This window comes from Corallococcus sp. CA054B (assembly GCF_003611625.1).
GTDB classification, from domain to species: domain Bacteria; phylum Myxococcota; class Myxococcia; order Myxococcales; family Myxococcaceae; genus Corallococcus; species Corallococcus coralloides.
In genome coordinates this window covers 1-1,209 of the sequence record NZ_RAVY01000392.1, presented here as the reverse complement: position 1 = coordinate 1,209, position 1,209 = coordinate 1, and the positions used below count along the sequence as shown (strand labels likewise).

The 1,209-nt window shown below is 64.8% G+C and carries 3 protein-coding genes; all 3 read right to left on the bottom strand.

Annotated features, from left to right (window positions below; genetic code table 11):
- A partial coding sequence (locus tag D7V80_RS43365) for a hypothetical protein (RefSeq protein ID WP_370452643.1) occupies positions 1–201 on the bottom strand: 201 nt, incomplete at its 3' end.
- Positions 194–928 carry a hypothetical protein gene (locus D7V80_RS40935; protein WP_120593140.1) on the bottom strand — a complete coding sequence of 245 codons (735 nt, stop codon included), beginning with the start codon at positions 926–928 and terminating at the stop codon, positions 194–196. The genes D7V80_RS40935 and D7V80_RS43365, both read right to left, overlap by 8 nt.
- On the bottom strand, positions 921–1,209 hold a 289-nt coding region (locus D7V80_RS42075; protein ID WP_158616782.1), incomplete at its 5' end, for a hypothetical protein. The genes D7V80_RS42075 and D7V80_RS40935, both read right to left, overlap by 8 nt.

Below are 1,209 nucleotides of genomic sequence, written 5' to 3'. Positions count from 1 at the left end.
AGACGGATCACCATCCGCGTCCCAGGTCGTGGTCAGCCTTCCGGAGTCTGGACCCAGTGCCTGTTGGTAGGCGTCGAGTGCGCGGACAATCGAGGCTGCGATCACGCCATGGTCGTGGGGCATGAAGAATTCAAAGCCCACGACGGGCTGGACCCTCGGAATGCCAGCGCCAGGCGGTTGCGGTGCCAGAGTCTCAATCACGGATGACTCCCATGAGGGGAGTGACGATGGCGGGTTTGCACTTCCCTCCCAGCCGCCCGTAGTCCTGCAATTGCTGCAGAACCGCATCCAGTGGATGTTCTTTCGACCACAGGGTGCAGGGAAACTTGAAGTCATAAATGCACTGGATCCGGTTGGGCTGCCCGGAGGCATGCAGGGCGATGTCCGGCTTCATGGAGCCCTCCCACTGATTCGTCAATGCGTACGCGCCGCTCTTCGATTCCTCGCCGAATCGCGGTTCGATGGAAACCTGATCGGGAAAGAGCTTGAGGATCTCTCGCCGTACACAGGCGAAGGCCACCGCATGTTTCAGGGTGCCCAGCTCCATCTGTCGCGTGAGGAGATCGCCTTTCTTGTTCCGGCCAATCACCCGCTTGCACTCCTTGTCGTCCGGGTATTTCCCCTGGCCGTACTCACGCTCGTTGACGATGAAGTCCGCTTCCTTCGCGCACTCCACCAGCAGGTGCTCGATGCGGGCCACGTCCGCCGCCTCCAGGAGCTTCATCGTGGCTCCCGCTGAGGCCGCGGCCCTGGCGGCCTTGTCCACCCACGGCAGGAACGCCTCATCCCCCGGCTGCGTGTAGCAGGTGGGATTGCGCAGACATCCACTGGTCGCGGAGTCGGACGTCTGCGCGTACTGCCTTGGGCCTGAAGCGCACGACAGGCACAGCAGGGCCGCCAGCCCACACAGCAGGCGCCCATCAATCATCGTCTTCGCCCACGTCGTGCGCCGCCGCGTTGAACAAGCCGAAGCCCCCGGCCTCCTCACTGGAGATGTCCGCCCGGCGCAGGGCAGGGGAGTCTTGCGTCTGTCCCACCGCCATCCACCGGGGCGCGGCCAGCAGCACGCCGTCCTTCGGCAGCTCCGGCAGCAGGTGCTCCAGGTCCCCGAGGATGAACTCCGCGTGCCCCACGTCCTCGGGCTCCGGCAACCCTTCTGGCGGATGCCACGGCCCTCCATCCAGGTGCCCGAAGGGGAAGCTCCCCGTG

Coding starts and splice junctions, on each gene's coding strand:
- D7V80_RS40935 (WP_120593140.1), bottom strand. CDS start 928: ATGATTGATGGGCGCCTGCTGTGTGGGCTGGCGGCCCTGCTGTGCCTG.